The sequence below is a fragment of the Lentzea sp. DG1S-22 genome (assembly GCF_036321065.1).
Classification (GTDB): domain Bacteria; phylum Actinomycetota; class Actinomycetes; order Mycobacteriales; family Pseudonocardiaceae; genus Lentzea; species Lentzea jiangxiensis.
The window spans coordinates 1240481-1260081 of record NZ_CP143276.1 but is presented as its reverse complement, the minus strand read 5'-3'; the positions used below and the strand labels follow the sequence as shown (position 1 = coordinate 1260081).

At 72.1% G+C, this 19601-nt stretch carries 6 protein-coding genes; all 6 read right to left on the bottom strand.

Features of this window, described 5'->3' with window-relative positions; all coding sequences use genetic code 11:
* Positions 1 to 37: 37 nt before the first annotated feature.
* The 6 genes from V1227_RS05470 to V1227_RS05445 are packed head-to-tail and all read right to left on the bottom strand — an operon-like array spanning position 38 to position 19064.
* Positions 38 to 1654: a (2,3-dihydroxybenzoyl)adenylate synthase gene (locus tag V1227_RS05470; protein WP_329791366.1), complete on the bottom strand. Its 1617-nt coding sequence runs from the start codon at positions 1652 to 1654 to the stop codon at positions 38 to 40.
* A complete protein-coding gene (locus tag V1227_RS05465) occupies positions 1651 to 3000 on the bottom strand; it encodes a cytochrome P450 (protein WP_329791365.1) in 1350 nt (449 codons plus the stop codon). Before V1227_RS05465 ends, V1227_RS05470 begins: the two co-directional genes overlap by 4 nt.
* Positions 2997 to 4169: a Gfo/Idh/MocA family oxidoreductase gene (locus tag V1227_RS05460; RefSeq protein WP_329791364.1), complete on the bottom strand. Its 1173-nt coding sequence runs from the start codon at positions 4167 to 4169 to the stop codon at positions 2997 to 2999. Before V1227_RS05460 ends, V1227_RS05465 begins: the two co-directional genes overlap by 4 nt.
* Positions 4166 to 5287 (bottom strand): saccharopine dehydrogenase NADP-binding domain-containing protein, encoded by a 1122-nt coding sequence (locus V1227_RS05455; RefSeq protein WP_329791363.1) that lies wholly within the window; start codon positions 5285 to 5287, stop codon positions 4166 to 4168. The genes V1227_RS05460 and V1227_RS05455 overlap by 4 nt, the downstream gene beginning before the upstream one ends.
* Positions 5284 to 10734: a non-ribosomal peptide synthetase gene (locus tag V1227_RS05450; RefSeq protein WP_329791362.1), complete on the bottom strand. Its 5451-nt coding sequence runs from the start codon at positions 10732 to 10734 to the stop codon at positions 5284 to 5286. The genes V1227_RS05455 and V1227_RS05450 overlap by 4 nt, the downstream gene beginning before the upstream one ends.
* Positions 10731 to 19064 carry a non-ribosomal peptide synthetase gene (locus tag V1227_RS05445; RefSeq protein WP_329791361.1) on the bottom strand — a complete coding sequence of 2778 codons (8334 nt, stop codon included), beginning with the start codon at positions 19062 to 19064 and terminating at the stop codon, positions 10731 to 10733. The genes V1227_RS05450 and V1227_RS05445 overlap by 4 nt, the downstream gene beginning before the upstream one ends.
* Positions 19065 to 19601 lie beyond the last annotated feature (537 nt).

Here is a 19601-nt window from a genome sequence, read left to right as displayed (position 1 = left end):
ATGAACTCGAGGTTCGGGAAAGCTCCCCTCCTCGACCTCACGGCCCGACCGCGCCGTTCAGAAGGCGGGACAGCTCACGCTTGTCCGCCTTCCCCACCGGTGTGCTCGGCATCTCGTTCAGCAGGCGAACCTCGTCGAGCGTCTTGTAGGCAGCCAGTCCGCACGCGGTCAGGTAGGTCACGAGATCTTCGCGGGTGGGAGCGCACGCCCCGCTCGGTACGATGAAGGCGACCGAGCGCTCCCCGAGGACCGGGTCCGGCGCCGGCAGCAGCGCCGCCAGCCGGACCGCGGGGTGGGCTTGGAGATGGCCTTCGACCTCGGGTGCCGAGATCTTCTCGCCGGCGCGGTTGATCTGGTCCTTGCTGCGTCCGACCACGACGAGATGACCCGACGGCAGCCGCCGGACCAGGTCGCCGGTGCGGTAGAAGCCATCCACGAACGCCGTGGCGTTGTGCTCGGCGGCGCGGTAGTAGCCGCGCAGTGTGTACGGCCCTTTGGTGAGCAGTTCGCCGACGCACCCTTCCGGTACCTCGACGCCGCACTCGTCGACGACGCGCACTTCGTCCGCTTCCGACACCGGTGTGCCCTGCGTCGTCCCGATCACCTCGGGGGAGTCGTCAAGCCTGGTCATGCACAGCAGGCCCTCCGCCATGCCGAACACCTGCTGGAGGGTGCAGCCGAAACCCTCGACGACCTGGCGCGCCAGGTCGTCGGAAAGCCGCGCACCACCGATCTGGAGGACCTCGAGGCTCGACAGGTCCGCCGCCGCGGCGATCGCCTCGTCCAGCCACACCGGGGTGAGCAGCGGGTTGATCGCCGTGATCGTCACGTGCTCCCGCTCGACCAGGTCGAAGCAGTACGACGGGTCGGGGTTGTCCGCGAGCACCACGGTGCCGCCGGCGCCGAGCACGCCGAGCACTCCGGGACAGCTCATGGTGAAGTTGAACGCCACGGGCAGGACCGCCAGGTACACCGAGTCCTCGTCCAGACCGCACACCTCGGCGGCCGCCCTGGCGTTGTAGAGGTAGTCGTCGTGCGTGCGGGGTATCAGTTTGGGCTGCCCGGTGGTGCCCCCCGAGAGCAGGAGCAGTGCGAGGTCTCCGGGCCGCGACTCGTTCGCCATCGGTGTCGGTGCCGTCGACAGCAGGTCGTCGAAGGCGGTGAAGCCACCGCCGGGGTCGCCGACGACGATGACGTGCCGCAGCGACGGAACATGCGCGCGCACGAGCGATGCCAGTTCCCGGTAGTCGAACCTCGCGTGGACGTCGGGGACGACGTACGCGACGGCTTGCGACAGACGGGCGAGGTGGATCATCTCGGCGTGCCGGTGGCCGGGCTGGGTGTGCACCGGCACGGCGCCGAGTTCGTGCAGCGCGAACCACAGCACCGCGAACTCGGTGCGGTTGGGCAACTGCACGAGCACCCTGTCCCCGGCCGCGACCCCGAGGGCACGCAGACCGCAGGCGACTCGCCGCGCCCGCTCCGCGAGTTCGCGGTACGTCAGCCGGACGCGATCATCGACCAGGGCGGTCCGCTCGCCGAACTCCCCCGTCACCCGCTGCAGGAACCGGGCGAACGGCTCTCCCCTCCAGTACCCGGCCGCGCGGTACCGGGCCGCGTCCGCCTCGGGCCACGCGACGAAATCGGCGGTCATCGCCTCTCCTCCCCCGCCGATGCCACCGCACGCACCTGCACGGTCAGCCCGTGCTTGGGGCGCATGCCGATGAGTCCGGACGGCTCCGCGTTTCCGCGCACCAGCCGCAGTTCCGCCCGCTCGGCCACCCTGGCGAGCGCGGTCCTCACCACGGTGGTCGCCAGGACCGCGCCGACACACCGGTGCGGCCCGCCGCCGAACGGGAGGAACGCGTCGGGAGGGGGCTTGCGGAAGTCCGGCCGGGTGGTGTCCCACCTGCAGGGGTCGAAGCGCAGCGGTTCTTCCCAGAGGCTCTCCAGCCGGTGGGTGTGGTACGGACTGATGAGGAGCTTGGTCCCGATCGGAAACCGTTGGCCCGCAAACATGAACTCCGTCGCCACCGCCCTCGCGACCACCACGGTGGCCGGGTACAGCCTCAGCGTCTCCTGCACCACTCGCTCTACATAGGACAGACTGTTCGGCGCAGCCACCGGATCGCCGCCGGAGCCCGCTTCGGCCGCGATGGCGTCCCACACGGCACGGTCGGACAGCGAGGAGTAGAGGGACCAGGCGAAGGTCGCCGACGTCGTCTCCGCCGCCGCTTCCCAGAAACTGATCAACTGGTCGCAGATCTCGTCGTCGGTCAGCGGAGGAAGCCCTCCTGCCCCACCGGCGAGCAGCGTGGACATCACGTCGGCTCCCGCGGGCACTCCCCCGGACCTGCGCCGCTCGCCCTCCTCGGCCACCCAGCACCGGACGGCCTCACGGGCGGCGACCGCACGCTTCCACGACGGCGTTCCCAGGCCCTGCACCTTGCGGAGCAGCGGGCCGGCGTCGACCGCCTGGTGGATGGTCTGGAGGTGGCCCCGCAGACTGTCCGCGCGCGTGAGGGCACCGGGCCCGAAGAGGATCTCCACCATGGCGTCGCGCAGGGCGAACCGGAACTGCCGGTGCACCTCGACCACCTCACCGGCTCGCCAGGCGCCGAGGACCCGGTCGACGTGCCGCCGCACCGTGCCGGTGTGGCCGGCGGCCCTGCGTGCGGTGAACGCCGGTTGCACGAGTCTGCGGAGTCGCCGGTGCCGCTCTCCGTCGTTGACCAGCAACGCGCCGGGGCCGGCGAGCGGCACGAGGCTCCCGAAGGCGCGCTGCCAGCTGAACAGCTCGGGGTTGGCGAGGACGAACCCCGTGCTCTCCTGACCGAGCAACAGGGCGAACCGGACCGGTCCCGCGCCCAGCCAGGAGACCGGACCGTGACGGGCGTGCAGCCGCTCCATCGCGCGGCAGGGGTCGGTGGAGAACTCCTTCAGCTCGCTGAGCGAGCCGAGCGTCCGGCGCAGCGGCGCCAGGAACGACGCGGTGGTCACCGGAGCACCGCCCGCGGTGCCGCTCCGGTTCGCGACGCCGCTCCGCTCGTCGACGGGTCCTCTTCCAGGACTGCTTCGGCGGCGACCAGCTCCGGCAGGTCCACCCGCTCCGGCGACCCCAGGTGGATGAACCGCGGCTCGCCGAGTCGTCCGGTGAGGTCCTGCCACATACCGGCGACGGTGAGCGCCCACTGGCCCGCCCTCGCCGACCGGTGTTCGTCGGCGATGTCCGCGCGCAACTCGCCCAGCGCGACCCGCACGGCGTCCGGCCACACCCGGTCGAACACCTCGCGGAAGGTCGGGCCGGTGCCCTCTCCCACCGGCTCGGTGCCCGGCACCTGCAGCCGTTCGGTACCCGGTCCTGCCATGATCAGACGGCCGGTTCCGTCACGTTCGCTGTGCATCCGGGGGCTCCACAGCACGGGCCCGTGGGTGTCGGCGAGCGTGAGCACCCCGGACTCGAAGACCAGGGAGAGCCGGTGCAGCAGCAGCGCGTGGTTGTCCGGGTCAGCCGGGTGGATGTGGTTCTGCACCCGCAGGGACACCGGCGTCCCGCCGACGACGCCGTGCAGGTGGGTGTAGGGGCTGGGGACGCGGGCCAGCTCGTCCAGCGCGGGTGGAGGAGGGACCGGGTCGGCGAACCGCCAGGGCCGCAGTCCGCCGACCGCGCGGCCGATCACGTCGAGCAGCGGGTACAGGACCTGGACACCCGCCATCGCGTCCACGAACAAGGGCGGCTGGCGGCGCCGCATGGCCTGTGCCGCCAGCAGGAACCGCCGGACGGCCGCCACGTGCGGGTAGAAGGAGTTCACCCGGAACCGGACCTCGTGCCGGCGGGCGACGCGCAGGCAGTCGGACAGTTCCTTCGGGTGCAGCAGGTGCTCCTGCACCACGTGGATCCCCCGTGCCATCAGCCGCTGGGACAGCTCGGCGCCCGATCCCCCGGCGACGCCCGCGCGCACGACGACGCAGGCGATGTCGATGTCGTCGGGCAGCTCGTCAGGAGCCCGGTAGCACGGCACGCCGTACGCGTCGGCGTACCGGTGCGACGCCTGGCTGCCCCTGGACAGCACGCCTGCGAGCTCGACCGTCGGATCGTCGTGCACCGCACGCAGGTAGACGCGGCCGAACGACGTGCCGCACACCAGTACACGAGGCGGACTCGTCACAGCACCCCTTCCTCGATCGGTTCGGAACATCGGTCGTGGTCGTGCACGTCGAACGCGGACAACGCGCCCAGTTCGAGCACGCCGCGCAGCGTCTGCGTGGGATCCAGCACCTCGTCCGCGTGGTGCAGACCCGGCGGCACCACGCCGTCGAGCACCGCGCGGACCGCGAGCGCGGCCGTGGCGGCGCTCAGCCGGAAGCTGCTCGTCGTGCGCAGGACGGCGGTCCGCGCCGAAGATCCGGTGTGCAGGGTGAAAACCATGAGGTAGTAGGGATCCTGGCCTGCCCGGTCCACCTCGCCGGCCGCTATCAACTCGTCGGCGGCGGCAGCGAGCGCGGCACGCTCGCGGGGCACGCGTCCCCGCAACCGGGACAGGGCGGGCCGCAGCCGGGTGCCGGTGAACACGGTGAACCAGTCCAGGGAGGCGAGCCCCGCCGACCGGGCCAGCCGCACGCTGTCGGCGGTGAGGAACGGCACCAGGGAGACGCGGCCGGGGAAGTAGGGCAGCTCGACGTCCTCGAGGGGCGCCAGCGCGCCGGAGACCGGCCGGCCGCCACGCCAGGCGGCGAGGGCCTCGCCGTACCAGTACGCGTCCTGCTGGGCTTCGTCCACGCCGTCGACCGACAGCACGAGGTCACCCGCCGCGGCGCGGCTGAACCGCTCGATGCCGCCCGAGTGCACCACCAGGTCGGCGCCCGCGAGGTCACCTCCCGCCAGGACGTGCGGCACCAGGTTGGCGAGTCCGGGCATCATCCCCGCCGAGAGGACCACCCTGGACGGGCCGGCGACCGCGCCGGAGGCCGTCAGCAGGTGGTGCACCGGCCGGTCGCCGGAGATGTCGACGTAGTGGGCTCCCGCGGCGAGCGCGGCCCTGGCGACCCGGTCCAGCAGCAGGTACGACGGGCCTGCGCAGTTGAGGACGAGTTCGGCGCCCGCGCAGAACCGCGCCAGGGACGCGGTGTCGTCGGCGTCGACGTGAACGTGTTCGGTGGCCTCGGCGAGCCAGCGGGTGTCCCGGTCGCCGGCCTTCACGTCACCGACACCCAGCTCGCGCAGGACGCCCACGACCGACCGGCCCACCAGACCGGCGGCTCCGAGCACCGCCACCGGCCCGTTCACAGCTCCGCGCCGGTCAGCAGAGCGCCCAGACCGGCGGCATGCGCGGCCGACACGCAGCCGAAGTGGTCGCCGGGGATGTCGTGCACCGTCAGGTCGCCGACGCAGATCCGCCGCCAGAACTCGCCCACGTCGGCGCGGGTGCCGGGGAGCAACGTCGACGAGTCGCTGTTGCGCAGCAACGTGATCGGGCCGAGGTAGGGCTCCGGGCGGTGCCGGGACACGGCGAGCATGCTCTGCCGGAACACCGAGTGCAGGCGGGTGAAGTCGGTCAGGGAGCAGTCGCCCGGGTTGTAGGCCCCGCCTGCGCCGGAGGCGCGGTGCAGTGCGGTGAGGCGGTCCTCCTGGTTTCTCCGGCCGACCGCCTGGAAGCACGTGCCGACGTCGGCGAAGCGGCCCGTCAGCCCGGCGAGCGCGCCGTCGGGGACGTGGTCGGGCGTCCGGTCCAGGATCGAGCGGACCGCGGCGCTGAAGACGCCGACGTCCGCGAGCAGCCCGGCCGCGGCCAGGTCCGTGCCCATCGCCAGCGCGAACACGTACTCGACCATCAGCTCGTCGTGGACTGCGGGCGGCTGGTAGGAGCTGATGACGGTCAGCCCGTCCACCACCGCCCCGGACTCGGTCAGGCCGCGGGCGATCTCGGTGGCGAGCAGTCCGCCGAGGCAGTAGCCGATGATCCGGAACCGGTTGCCGGTGCCGAGCAGCTCCGACGTGTAGTCGGCGGCGAGCCGGGCGACGACCGCCTCCGGCGGCAACGCGAGGTACCGGTCGTAGTCCTCGACCTGCACACCCACCAGGCGACCGGGACAGGCCGCGCGCAGGTGCGGCAGCAGCGGCTGGTACGGCTGCAGGGTGCCGGAACCCGCGTGCACCAGCACCCAGGTGGCGGTGTCCTCGCCGCCACGGGCCGGACCGGCCAGCCGCATCAGGCAAGAGCGCCCGGACCTCTCGACCGGTGCCGCGTCGCCGGACGATCGGAGGTAGGCGGCCAGACCGCGCACCGTGGGGTCGCGCAGCATCTGCCGCAGGAGTTCCTGCCATTCCAGCGAGGCGGCCTCCGGTTCGCGCTCGCGGAGCTTGCCGACCATCCGCGACAACAGCAGCGAATCCCCGCCCAGCGAGTAGAAGTCCGCACCGCGGTCGACGCGGTCGACGCCCAGCATCTCGGCCCACAGCGCGGCTGTCCGGCGCTCCAGATCGTCCGCGGGCTCATCGACCGGCCCGCTGTCGTCGCCGCCGGGAGCGTCCGCCCACGCGGTCAGCACGGCTCGGTCGATCTTGCCGTTGGCGGTTCTCGGGATGGTGTCGAGCAGTTCCAGTCGTGCCGGCACCATGTGCGCCGGCACCTGACTGTCCAGGTGCTCGCGGAGCTCGTCACCGGTGAGCCGGACGCGATCGGTGTCGAACCGGGCCAGGAACACCCCTTGCCCCGGCGTGGCCAGTGCGTGCCCGGCCGGCGGCAGGCACAGCGAGTCGCGGGCGCCGGCCCCGTCCAGCAGCGAGAGCCACTGGCTCCTGGTGAAGAAGGCCTGGCCCGTGTCCTTGCGCAGGTCGGTGAACTCGGTCAGCTCGCTGAAGAACTCGAACTCCATCGACACCAGCAGCGCGTAGTTGTGCTGCCGGGTCGGTTCGAGGAAGACGAGCCAGCCGCCAGGCGCCAGGACCTCGCGCAGCCTCGCCAGGACCTCGCCCGCGTTCCGCGAGTTGTGCAGCACGTTCGCGCACAGCACGACATCCGCGGTGTTGGGCAGCACGCCCTGGTCGCGGGCGTCGACGTTGATGTCGAACCGGCCGTAGCGGACCCACGGGTAGTCTGCGAACTTCTCCCGTGCCTCGCCCAGGAAGAACTCGGAGATGTCGGTGAACAGGTAGTCCGGCTCGAACTCGGCCAGCGCGGGGATCAGCTCGGTGCTGGTGCCCGCGACACCGCCGCCGACCTCCAGCAGCCGCAACCCGCCGTGCGGGTGACCGGAGGCGATCGCCCGGATGGTCGCGATCATGATCTGGTGCACGCTGTGGCCCACCAGGTTCTCCCGGTAGACGGCGTGCGCCGCGCCGACCTCCCCTTGGGGGAACAGCAACTCGCGCACGTCCAGCCGGCCGTCGAGGAGTTCGTCCAGGCGGCTGCTGCACGTGCGGATGTACTCGAGGGTCGCGGCGCCGTAGCCGACCCGCTCGTCCAGCTCCTCGATCCGCCGCCAGAGCTCCCGGACGTCCTCGTCCGTCGCGGCGACCAGACCGCTGTACATCCCCGTGCCGGGGTCGAGGTGGATCGCTCCCGCGTCGACGAGGGCCGCCATCCACCGGCGCAGCAGCCTGCTCTGCCGCGCCGAGACGCCGACCGCCTCGGCGATCCCGGCCAGGTCGCACCGGTCGGCGTCGGTGGCGAACAACCCGTCGGCGCGCAGCCTCGCCGCGATCGAGAGGATCGCGACCTCGTCCACGGCGCGCATCAGGGCGGCGAAGTCCTCGCCGCCGATCTTCGCCTCGACCTCGTCCGCCATCGCGGTCGCGACGCCGGCCACGTGGGCGAACGACGGTTCCGCCGGCCCGGCACCGGCGGCCAGTTCGGCGAAACCGGCCAACCTGCGTGCGTCCCGCTCCCCGACCGCGAGCACCACCGCGTCCGCGACCGCGGGATGTCTCCGCATCGCCGCCTCGACGTCGCCGAGCTCCACCCGGTGCCCGCGCACCTTGACCTGGTTGTCCTCGCGGCCCAGGAACTCGATGGTGCCATCGGGCAGGTAGCGGCCGAGGTCGCCCGTCCGGTAGAGGCGTTCCCCGGTGCGCGGGTGCAGGATGAACCGCTCGGCGGTGCGCCCGGCGTCGCCGAGGTAGCCCTCCGCGAGGCCCGTGCCGCCGATGTGCAGGCCACCGGTCACGTGGTCCGGGCAGTCCTCCAGAGCGTCGTCCAGGACGTGGAACGTCTGGTTCTCCAGGGGCGTGCCGTAGGGAATGCTCCGCCAGTGCGGCGGTACGTCACCGATGGGGTGCCAGATGGACCAGATCGCGGCCTCGGTCGCACCGCCGAGGCTCACCATCCTCAGCCGGGGGTGCCTCGCGCGGACCCGGTCGGGCAGGTCCACCGGAATCCAGTCGCCCGACAGCAACGCGAGCCGCAGTCCGGAGATGTCCGCCCCCGGTTCCGACTCCAGGTACGACTGGAGCATCTGCAGCTGGGCGGGGACTGTGTTCCACAGCGTCACGTGGTGCCGGTCGATCACCTCGGCCCAGTGCGACGGGTCGGCGGCCCGGCCGGCATCGGGCAGCACGAGCCCGCCGCCGGCGCCGAGCACGCCGAAGATGTCCCACACGGACAGGTCGAAGCCGAGGCCGGCGATCCCCAGCACCCGGTCGGCCGGGCCGATGGCGAAGCGGCGGTTGATGTCGTCGATGGTGTTGGCCGCGGCGCGGTGGCTGACCACCACGCCCTTCGGGTCACCGGTCGATCCCGAGGTGTAGACGACGTAGGCCGGGTCCGACGGCACCGCCCGCACGGCGGGTGCCGCGCCGTGCACCGGTTCGCCGGTGAGATCGATGACGAGCGCGTGCGCCGGCAGGTCCCGTGCCACGTCGTCACCGGGTCTCGTCACCGCGAACCGAACCCCCGCGTCGTGCAGGACGCGGTCCCGCCGGGCGACGGGCTGACCCGCGTCGATCGGCAGGTACACCGCGCTCGCGGCCAGCGCGCCCAGCACGGCCACGACCTGTTCGGGCCCTTTGTCCATCACGACCGCGACCCGCTCGCCGGGCGCGCACCCGCTCGCGTGCAACCTCCCCGCCAGATCGGTGGCACGCGCCGCGAGCTCGCCGAAGGTCATCACCGTGTCGCCCGACACCACCGCGACCTCATCGGGGTGCGCGGTGGCGTAGGCGAACACCGGCTCGTGCAGCAGCCGCGCGGGACGGTCGACGGTGGTGTCGTTGACCAGCTCCCGACGCCGCCGCTGGGCGGCCGGCAGCCCCACCGGACACCGGGCGGTCCACGCGTCGTCGTCGGTCGCGAGGGCACTGACCAGCCCGCTGAACGCCTCGAACGCGTCCTCGGCGACGCCGTCGGCCAGCACGCCCCGCCGCACGTCCCACCCGAGCAGGAGGCCGCCGTCGTACTCGGCGACCTGGCAGTCGATCCACACCTGGGGCGTCTGGGTGAGCCCGCGGCGCACCCGGACGGACGGACCGGTGGCCAGCCCTGCCGTGCTGGTGAACACCACCGGCATCAGCACCGGGCTGCCGGCTTCGCGGGTCAGCTCACCCAGCACGTCCACGCCGGTGAACAGCCGGTGGTCCAGGTCGTCGAACAGCCTGGCCGAGATCGCGTGGACCCGTTCGGTGAAGGTGTCCGCCGTGTCCAGGTCGACAGCCAGCAGACCGACCGAGGAGAAGTCGCCGACCAGGGCGTCGACGTCCTCGTGCAACGGCCACCTGCCGGACAGCGGGAGGTTCAGGGTGAACCGGCGATGGCGGCTCCACCTGCCGATGACCTCCGCATAGGCCGCGAGGACGGTCGCGGACACCGTGACGCCGTGCCTGCGCGCCCGTTTCCGCAGGCCCGTCAGCTCGACATCGGTGAGCCACCGGTGCGACCTGTCGAACCGCACCGGGCCGGCCGGTGCGCACTGCTCGGACAGGGGCAGCACCGGCGCGGGTGGAAGGTCCTCGATCCGGTCGAGCCAGTACTTCCGGTCGCGCTGGTAGCGCGGTGTGTCGCGCAACTTCCGCTCGGCGAGCACGTAGTCGCGGAAGGTGATCCGCGGCCGGGCCGAGACCGCCGGACCGCCGTGGACGAGCTCCGCCAGTTCGGCGAGCAGCGCCTGCAGGCTCGCGGCGTCGACGGTCAGCAACTCCACCGCCAGGTGCACGATCGTCACGTCGTCGGCTCGGGTGGCGCGCAGCGCGAACAGCGGCCACACCGCGGTGTCCCCCAACCGGCCCGTCAGCTCGTCGCGACAGGCGTCCAGATGTGCCTGCACCCGCTCGGGCGGAGCGCCACGGAGGTCCGTGACCGGGATCCGGTAGTGGTCCACTTCCGGGAGCACGAGTTGGTAGCCGTCGCCGTGGACGACGGCACGCAGCATGTCGTGCCGGACGACGAGCTCGTTCCAGGCCTCCTCGACGCGCTCCGGCTCGACCGCGGAGAACTCGACTTCGAGGTAGCTCGTGCAGGCCGCGCCCCCGTAGGGGTACGCGGGGTGCCGCCCCAGGAGGTAGGCGGACTGCACGGGGGTGAGCGGGAACGGGTCGTGCCGACCGGCCGGGTCCGGTTCGATGCGCGGCAGCGCCGACTCACGCTCCACGAAGCGCAGCACCTCGGTCTTGTGCTCGCGCAGCGCTGTTCGCCGTTCCTCGGTGAGCACACCGCGCGGCGCGCGGAAGCGCAGGCGGCCTTCGTCGGCCCACAGCCTGACGCCGAGGCACTCCAGCTCCGTGAGCAGTTCGGTGATGTTCACAGGCTGCCTTCCTCCGAGTCGATGTCCTCGCCCTGCCGGGCGATCGCGTGGCCGACGGCGGCTGCGAGATGCGCGACGGTGGGGTCGGCGAAGAACTCACGCAGCGACAGCGTGACGCCGAACGCGCGGCGCACCCCGTGGATCAGCCTGGTGGCGCTGAGGGAGTCACCACCGAGTGCGAAGAAGTTGTCGTGCCGGTTCCCCGGCGTCCGATCGAGCAGATCGCCCCAGAGGGCCGCGAGCGTGCGTTCGCGGTCGGACAGCAACGCCTGTCCGACCGGCCCCGCTTCGGCCGGGACCAGCCCCTCGGTCAGCGCGGCCCGGTCGACCTTTCCGTTGGAGGTCAGGGGAAAGCCGGACACCCGGACGATCCTCGGGATGGCGTGGGCCGGTAGGCGGTCGGCGAGGAACCGCGGCAGGTCGACGAGCTGATCCTCGTCCTGCGGCCGCACGAACGCCACGAGTCGCTTGTCCCCCCGGCCGGGCACGACAGCGGCGACGGCTCGGCCGACGCCCGGGTACGCCGACACGGCGGCTTCGACCTCGCCGAGTTCGATCCGGTGGCCCCGGATCTTGACCTGGCCGTCCCGCCTGCCCAGGAACTCCAGCGTGCCGTCCGGCCAGTAGCGGCCCACGTCCCCGGTGCGGTACCAGGACATGCCGTCGTGTTCGACGAACTTGGCAGCGGTGAGTCCGGGGTCGTTCCGGTAGCCGCGAGCCACCCCGGTCCCGCCGATCCACAGCTCGCCCGGCACCCAGTCGGGCCGGTCGCGGCCGGTGTCGTCGACCACCCGGAACCTCTGGTTGCGCAGGGGGAAGCCGTACGGGATGGACGCCCAGTCCGGTGCGACGGCGCCGACCTCGTAGGCGTTGGACCAGATCGAGGCCTCGGTGGCGCCGCCGAGAGCGACCAAGGCGCACCGGCCGCCACCGGTCTGCCGCGCGAGCCGTTCCGGCAGGTCGAGCCCCACCCAGTCACCCGAGAGCAGGACCAGGCGCAGCGAGCCGGGCAGTCCCGCACCGGCCTCGGCCTCGGTCAGCAGCATGTCGAACACCGCGGGCACGGTGTTCCACACCGTCACCCGGTGCTCGCGCGCGAGCGTCAGCCAGCGCTGCGGGTCCCGGCGCTCGTCCTCCGCGACGAGGACGACCGTCCCGCCGCTGCCGAGCAGTCCGAACAGGTCGAACACGGACAGATCGAAGTCGGCGGCGGACAGCGCCAGGACGCGGTCGTCCTGGCCGATGCCGAACCGGTCGCACAGGTCGGCGAGCGTGTTCACCGCACTGCGGTGGCGGATCTCGACGCCCTTCGGCTCCCCGGTCGAGCCCGAGGTGAAGATGACGTAGGCCATCCCGTCCGGGTCCCCGCCGATCTCCTCGACCGGCGCGCTCCGCTCCGCGTCGCCGATCCGCAGCGACCGCACGCCGTCCGGCAGCGCCACACCGTCCGGCCGCGGCGCGTCGTCGCCCAGCAGCAGCGTGACACCGGCCCGATCGAGGACGCGGGCGGCGCGCAGCGGCGGCTGGTCGGCGGAGACCGGCACGTAGGCCGCACCGGCGGCCAGCACGCCGAGCAGCGCGGCCACCTGCTCGGCCCCCTTCGGCAGGCACACCGCGACCGGATCTCCCGGACCGACGCCGTGCTCGACCAGCATCCCCGCCACCTGACGGGCCTTGTGGGCGAGTTCTGCGTAGCTCAGCCGCAGGCCGCAGCTCTGCACCACGGCGATGCGGTCGGGGTGCGCCGCGGCCCGCTCGAAGAACGCGCCGTGCAACAGTCCCCCGCCGGAGGTGCTTTCCGGTTCTGGTCCGGTCGTGGCGTTGACCTTCTCCCGCACCGCCCGCTGATCGGCCGGCAGCAGGTCGGGCGCCGCGCCGGTCCAGTCGCCCTCGGCCAGCCACGACACCAGGTCGTGGTACGCGCCGAGCATCGCGTCGACCACACCCGCCGGGAACAGTTCATCCACCGAGTCCCAGCTCAGCAGCAGCCCTTCCGGCAGCTCGACGACCTGGTGGTCGAGCCACACCTGCGGCGTCTGCGACCGGGTGTGGTCCGGCCAGCGCACCGATCCGGCCAGTTCGTCGTCGACGCCCAGCATGCTCGTGAACACGACCGGCACGGCCTCCGCCAGGCGGGCGTTCTCCTTGGCCAGTTCGCGCAGGACCCGGACCGCCGACACCTGCTGGTGGTCGAGGTCGCGCCACACCTGCTCCTGGAGGCGTCGCACCCGGTCGAGCCAGCTCTCCTCCGGCCGCGGCCGGTCCGCGACCAGCAGGAGCGAGGTGAAGTCGCCGACGACGCGGTTGATGTCCGCGTGCACGTCACGCCGGTCGAACAGGGTCATGTTCACGGTCAGGTCGCGACTGGCGCTCCACGCGCCGAGGACGAACGTGTAGCAGGAGAGCAGGACGACGCTGGGTGTCACGTTGAACGCCCTCGCCCGCTCGGTGACGGCACGCCACCTCGCGGCGTCCAGGCGGCGCTCGCGGCGCACGAACCGAGGGCGGGCGACTTCGGCGGGCCGGATCCTCAGCGGCAACCCCGGCCCCGGCGGCAGGTCCGCCATCCGCCCACGCCAGTACTCCAGCACCTCGGCGAGCGCCCTGGGTTCCGGAACGCCACCCAGTACGTAGTCGCGGAAGGAGACGCCGATGGGCGGGAGCACCGCCCGCGGGTCGTGGTAGAGGCGATCCCACTCGGACAACAGCGTCAGGATGCTGAGCCCGTCGACGGCGATGTTGTCGAACGCCACGCACAGCCGTGATCCGCCATCCGCACGGGTCACCACCCGGATGTCGAACAACGGCCAGGTTCCCGCGTCGATGGCGCCGTGGCACATCCGGTCCCGCACCTGGTCCAGCACGTCCTCCGGCGAGTCGCCGCCGTCGACGACCGTGATGCCGTAGTCCGGCACCTCGGGCAGGATGCGCTGCGTGCCGTCCGGCGTCACCACCGCCCGCAACATCTCGTGCCGGGCGACCAACCGGTTCCACGCCCGCTCCAGCCGGGGCACGTCCAGCTCCCCGTGCTCGTACTCGACGTAGAGCTGGGCGCCGATCCCGCCGAGCTGGAAGTCGGGCGAACGGCCCAGCCAGTACGCCGCCTGGACGTCGGTGAGCGGGAACGGGTCGTGGCGGTGTTCCTCGTCCGCGGCGAGCGCGCCGGCGGCCTTCGCCACTCCACGGGTGATCGTCGCCGCGAACTCGTGCAGGACCGGGTGGGTGAACAGGCGGGCGAGTTGCGCGTCGGCCAGCCCCTCCGCGCGGAGTTTGATCATCAGGCGGGTGGCCAGGATGCTGTCGCCGCCGAGCTCGAAGAAGCTGTCGGAGCGCCGAACCTCCGGCACACCCAGGACTTCACCCCACAGCCGGGCGACCGACTCCTCGACGAAGCCCTGCCACCGCTCCCCCGTTGATTCGTGAGGGGAGCTTTCGTGAAGCTGAGGTTCATGAGAGTCCCCCTCGTCAGCAGGGGGCCGGGCGCGCACCGCGGCGTCCCGCAGCGCGCGGTCGTGCGGGGTCAGCAGCGGCGCCGGCGGCGCGGACCAGTCGACCTCGGCGAGGCTTTCGACCAGCCGCACGTAGCAGTCGAACATCGCGTCCACGACGCCTTCGGCGAACAGGTCCTCGACGACGTCCCAGTCGATGGTGATCCCGCCGCCGGACTCCGCCACCTTGTTGTCCAGCCAGACCTGAGGCGTCTGCGTGACGCCGTAGACCTGGTGCGGGAACGAGCCGGGCAGGTCCAGCGACACGTCGTCGCCGACGCCGAGCACGCTGGTGAACACGACGGGGATCGACGCGGACGCCGATCCGCCGCACCGGGCCAGCTCGCGCAGCACCCAGATGCCGGACGCCTCCCGGTGGGAGAGGCCGCGCCCGAGTTCCCCCTGAAGCGCGCGGACGCTCGAGGCGAACGCCTCGCCGTCACGCCGGCAGTGGCTGAGCAGCAGCAGCGAAGCGAAGTCCCCGACGACGTGGTGCACGTCCGGGTGCACGTCGCTCCGGTCGAACAGGGTCAGGGTGACCGTCAGATCGCGTTGGTCGCTCCACGCGCCGAGCACCTCCGCGTAGCAGGTGAGCAGGACCGCGCTGGGGGTGAGGCCCTGCCCGCGGGCGACGGCGGCGATCCTGGTCCACGTGGCGGCGCCGACGCGGTGGTGCAGCCGGTGGAACGTCGGCCTGCCGGCCGTGGCCGGGTCCTTGGCCAGGGGCAGCGCCGGCGGTGGCGGCAGCTCACGGACGCGCTCGCGCCAGTACTCCTGCGCCTGCGCCAGCCGATCCGGGTCCGGCCGCACCTGCAGCAGGTAGTCGCGGTACGACAGGCCGAGCGGCGGCAGCTCGGCGTCGAGGTCGGCGCTCAGCCTGGCCCACTCCGTCAGCAGCACCATGATGCTGCGCCCGTCCATCACGATGCTGTCGAGGCCGACGTGCAGCCGGGTGTGCCGCCGCCCGCCGCTGACGTGGTGCACCGCGCGGATCTCGAACAGCGGCCACGTCGCGGTGTCGAAAAGCTTGTGGGACAACGACATTCGCTGCCGGTGCAGCACGGCCTCCGGCCGGTGGCCCGCGTCGGCCGCGCGGATCCGGTAGCGCGGGACCTCGGGCAGGATCCGTTGCGTGGCATCGGCATCGATGACGGCGCGCAGCATCTCGTGCCGGGCGACGAGCCGGTTCCACGCCTCCTCCAGCCGGGGCAGGTCGACGTCGACGCCGTCGAGTTCGAGGTAGAAGTGCGAACCGACGCCACCGAGGGGGATGCGCTCGTCGCGCCCGATCCAGAACGCCCGTTGCACGTCGGTGAGCGGGAACGGGTCGTGGCGGTGGTCCGGGTCCGGTCGCACGGCCACCGGTGCCTCCGCACCGCCCGGCGTCAACCGTGCGGCGAAGTCGCGCAGGACCGGCTTGGCGAACAGGTCCGCCAGATCCGCGCCCGCCAGCCCGATCTCGCCGAGCCTGCGCATCAGCCTCGTCGCCAGGAGGCTGTCTCCGCCGAGGGCGAAGAAGTCGTCGTCAGGGCCCACGCCGTCGACGTCGAGCAACTCGCACCACACCTCTGCGACCGCGTGTTCGACCGGGCGAAGCGGAAGCCGGTCACCGGAACGCGGGCCGCGGCGGTCCTCCAACGCCCGGTGGATCGCCTTGCGGTCGACCTTGCCGTTGGGAGTGAGCGGGAAGGCGTCCACGACGCTGAGGTGGTCCGGCACGAGGTAGCCCGGCACGCGGTCGGCCAGCCACGCCCGCAGGGCCGCCGGCCGCACCGTCGCCGCGGCGACCACCGCGGCGGCCAGCTGCCGGGAGGCGGTCCGCACGACGGTCGCGACCGCCTTGTCCACCTGCGGGTGGGTGGCGAGCACCGCCTCGATCTCGCCGAGCTCGATCCGGTGACCGCGGATCTTGACCTGGTGGTCGGTCCGGCCGAGGAACTCCAGGGTTCCGTCCGGCAGGTAGCGGGTGAGGTCGCCGGTGCGGTACCAGCGGCGGCCCTCGTGCTCGACGAACTTCTCCGCGGTGCGCTCGGGATCACCCCGGTAGCCGTCCGCGAGGCCCGCACCGCTCACCCACAGCTCGCCGGCGACCCAGTCCGGGCAGTCCCGTCCCCTGCTGTCCGCGACCCGGCAGGTGACGCCCCGCAGGGGCGTGCCGTAGGGAACGGCACGCCACGCCGGATCGACCTCGTCCACCTCGCACACGGTGGCGTGGATGGCCGCTTCGGTCATGCCGCCCAGCCCGGCGAACCGGCAGCCGGGCACGAGTTCCCGCAACCGGTGCGGCAGGTCGACGGTGACCCAGTCGCCGCCGAGCATGACCAGTCGCACCGAGTCGCCCAGACCCGCTTCGGCCGCCGCGACGAGCAGCATGTCCAGCAACGCGGGAACGGCGCTGACCACGGTGACACGCCGACGGCGGATCAGCTCGGCCCACGCGGCGGCGTCACGCCGCCGACCTTCGTCCAGGACCACCACGCTGCCCCCGAACCCGAGGAACGCGAACAGGTCGTACGCGGACAGGTCGAAGTCCAGTGCCGACAGGGCGATCGTGCGGTCCGCCTCTCCGACGTCGAACAGGTCGTTGACCGCGTCGACGGTGTTCGCCACCGCCCGGTGCGACACCTCCACTCCCTTGGGCACTCCCGTCGAGCCGGACGTGAAGATCACGTACATCGGCGAACCGGGGTCGACCGGCACCGGCGCTTCCATCGGTTCGTACGCGGCGGAATCCTCCAGCACCAACGGTTCCGGACCGGTCGAACCCGCCGCCGTCGCCCGGTCGACGAGCACGAACCGCACCCCCGCGGCGAGGTGCACGGCGGCCCGCCGTGCCGGAGGAACGTCCACACCGGACGGCACGTAGGTGGCTCCGGCCGCCAGCACACCGAGCACCGCCACCACCTGTGCCACGCCTTTGGGCACGGTGACGCCGACGCTGTCACCCACCTCCACACCCTGTGCCCGCAGCAGTCGCGCGACCCGCAGCGCCCTGGTGGCCAACTCCCCGTAGGTCATCGAGCCGTCTTGGTCCCACAACAGCGCCTCGCGGTTCGGCACAGCCCGTGCGTGGGCGAAGAAGCGCTCGTGGAGCGGGGCGCCGGCAGAGGCTCCCGCCGTGCGGTTGACCCGTTCCCGCACCGCGCGTTGCCGCGGTGGCAGCATCGACGGAACCGGTTCGTCCCACCGTGCGGCGCCGTCGAGCAGGCCGCGGACCAGACCGACGTAGGCGTCGAACATCGCGTCGAGCACCCCCGCCGGGAAGATCCGGTCACGGGCGTCCCAGTTCACGAGGATCCCACCGTCGAACTCCGTCACCTGGGCGTCGAGCCACACCTGTGGCGCCTGGGAGCCCGTCCAGCACGGCTCGCCGAAACAGCGCCGCACCTCGGCGTCGAACAGTTCGCCCAGACCCAGCGCGCTGGTGTAGACCACCGGGGCGAGCACACGTTCGCCACCGTTGAGCCTGCTCAGGTCGCGCAGCACCTCGACGCCGGTGTACCCGGCCTGGCCGAGCGTCTCCCGCAACCGCGTCTGCACCCCGTGTGCCCGTTCGGCGAAGGACAACGGACCGGACATGTCCACGTCGAGCAGGATCGAGCTGGAGAAATCACCGACGAGCTTGTCCACGTCCTCGTGCAGCGGCTCCCGGTCGAACACGGGCAGGTTCAGCAGGAACCTGTCCACCGCGCTCCACGCCGCGACGGTCTCGGCGAACGCCGCCGCGAGCACGGCTGCCGGCGTCAGCCGGTGTGCCCCGGCCCGTTCCCGCAGCTTTGTGGTGTCACCAGCGGAAAGCCAGTGGTGGCGACGGGTGAAGGCGCCGGTGTCACCCTCCTCGGACCGCACCGGCAAGGCGGGCGGGCCCGGCAGCCCCGGTAGCCGGTCACTCCACCAAGCGCGCGCTTGCTCTCTCGTGCCGCGGCACGCCGCCGCACGCTCAGCGAGATAACGGGGGTAGCTGCAGCGCAGTGGTGGCAGCGGGTCGTCCGGGGTCCGGTACAGGTGCGCGAGATCCGCGAGGACGTTGCGCAGGCTCAGCGCGTCCGCCGCCACCATTTCCAGGTTCAGGTGCATCCGGCTGGCGCCGGAGGCCAGCAGCGACAGTTCGACGTCGAACACCCCGCCCCCGGCGAGATCCACGACCCGGTTCGACAGCCGGGCGCGGATCTCCGCCAGCCGCGCCTCCACCTGGCCGTCCGGGAGGTCGCGCAGGTCGTGGAGGGTGAGGCCGGGCCAGTTCCCGCACTCGTCGATGCGCTGCATCCCGTCCGCGCCGACCCTGACCCGCAACATGCCGTGCCGTTCGACCACCGCACGCACCGCGCTCCCGAGCCGCGCGGGGTCGACGCCCTCACCCGCACGGGTCTCGAACTCGGTGTAGAAGTGCGCGGCGACACCGCCGAGTTCCTGGCCGGGCGATCGGCCGAGCCAGAACGCGTGCTGCATCGTGGCGAGCGGGAACGGCGCCGACTCGTCCACGGCCTGCACGGGTGCGGACCGCGGTGCCGGCTCCTGCAGCCGGCTCCGCCGGATGACCGCCCACCAGGCCGCCGCGGTCGGTTGTGCCGCCAGCTCACCGGATCCGACCCTTACTCCGTGCCTGCGCAGCAGAGCCGCCATCCGCAACACGAAGATCGAGTCGACACCGAGGGCGACGAGGTCGGCGTCCTCGGTGACCTGGTCGCGGCGCAGTCCGGTCAGCTGGCAGATGCGCTCGCACACGTCGGCGATGTCGCGCGGCCACGCCTCAGCTGGCTGGAACTCCTTCGACCGAGGAAAGGAGATGGTGCCGATCATCGCGTCGTCGTCCCGTGGAGCCGCGTCGAGTCCTGACTTCATCCGGCGGCCACAGCCGTCGACGCGGAACGACGGGACGCGGGCAGGACGGGAAGAGAACCCGGTATCGCACGCAGCTTCGCTGCCATCGAACCTCCCAATGCTGTTCGTGCCACGACCCGTGGCTGCCGGCGCCGGGAATGCCCGCATCGGCAGAGGGTGAACTCGTCACGGTCGCGGGGACACCACAGCCCAGGACGGCTGGAGCCGCGGTGCCGGACGTCGATCTCGCGACCATCAGCAGGATGGAGGCTCCGCGTGACGGGGGCAGTGCTCCGTGCACGTGACAACCCCATTGAGCGAAAAGTCCAATACTCGTCGGGGAACGGGTCATCACTCACGGCGACTCCAGTGCATCTCCATCGAAACGAACGAGAACAGCCGACCGAGCGCGACGGTGACGTCCGTCAGACCTCGTAAAAGAGGAAACCGGGTACCCGTGCAGCCGCTGATCCGATTACCGCCCTCGGTGACGCGCTCCAGCGGAACTACAGCTATACGGGCGTGTTCCCGTCCCTACAGGGTGACTGACCGTCCGAT

What these genes read in the sequence shown, in the direction of transcription:
- V1227_RS05470 (WP_329791366.1), bottom strand. Translation starts at nt 1,654, where the DNA reads ATGACCGCCGATTTCGTCGCGTGGCCCGAGGCGGACGCGGCCCGGTAC.
- V1227_RS05445 (WP_329791361.1), bottom strand. Translation starts at nt 19,064, where the DNA reads ATGAAGTCAGGACTCGACGCGGCTCCACGGGACGACGACGCGATGATC.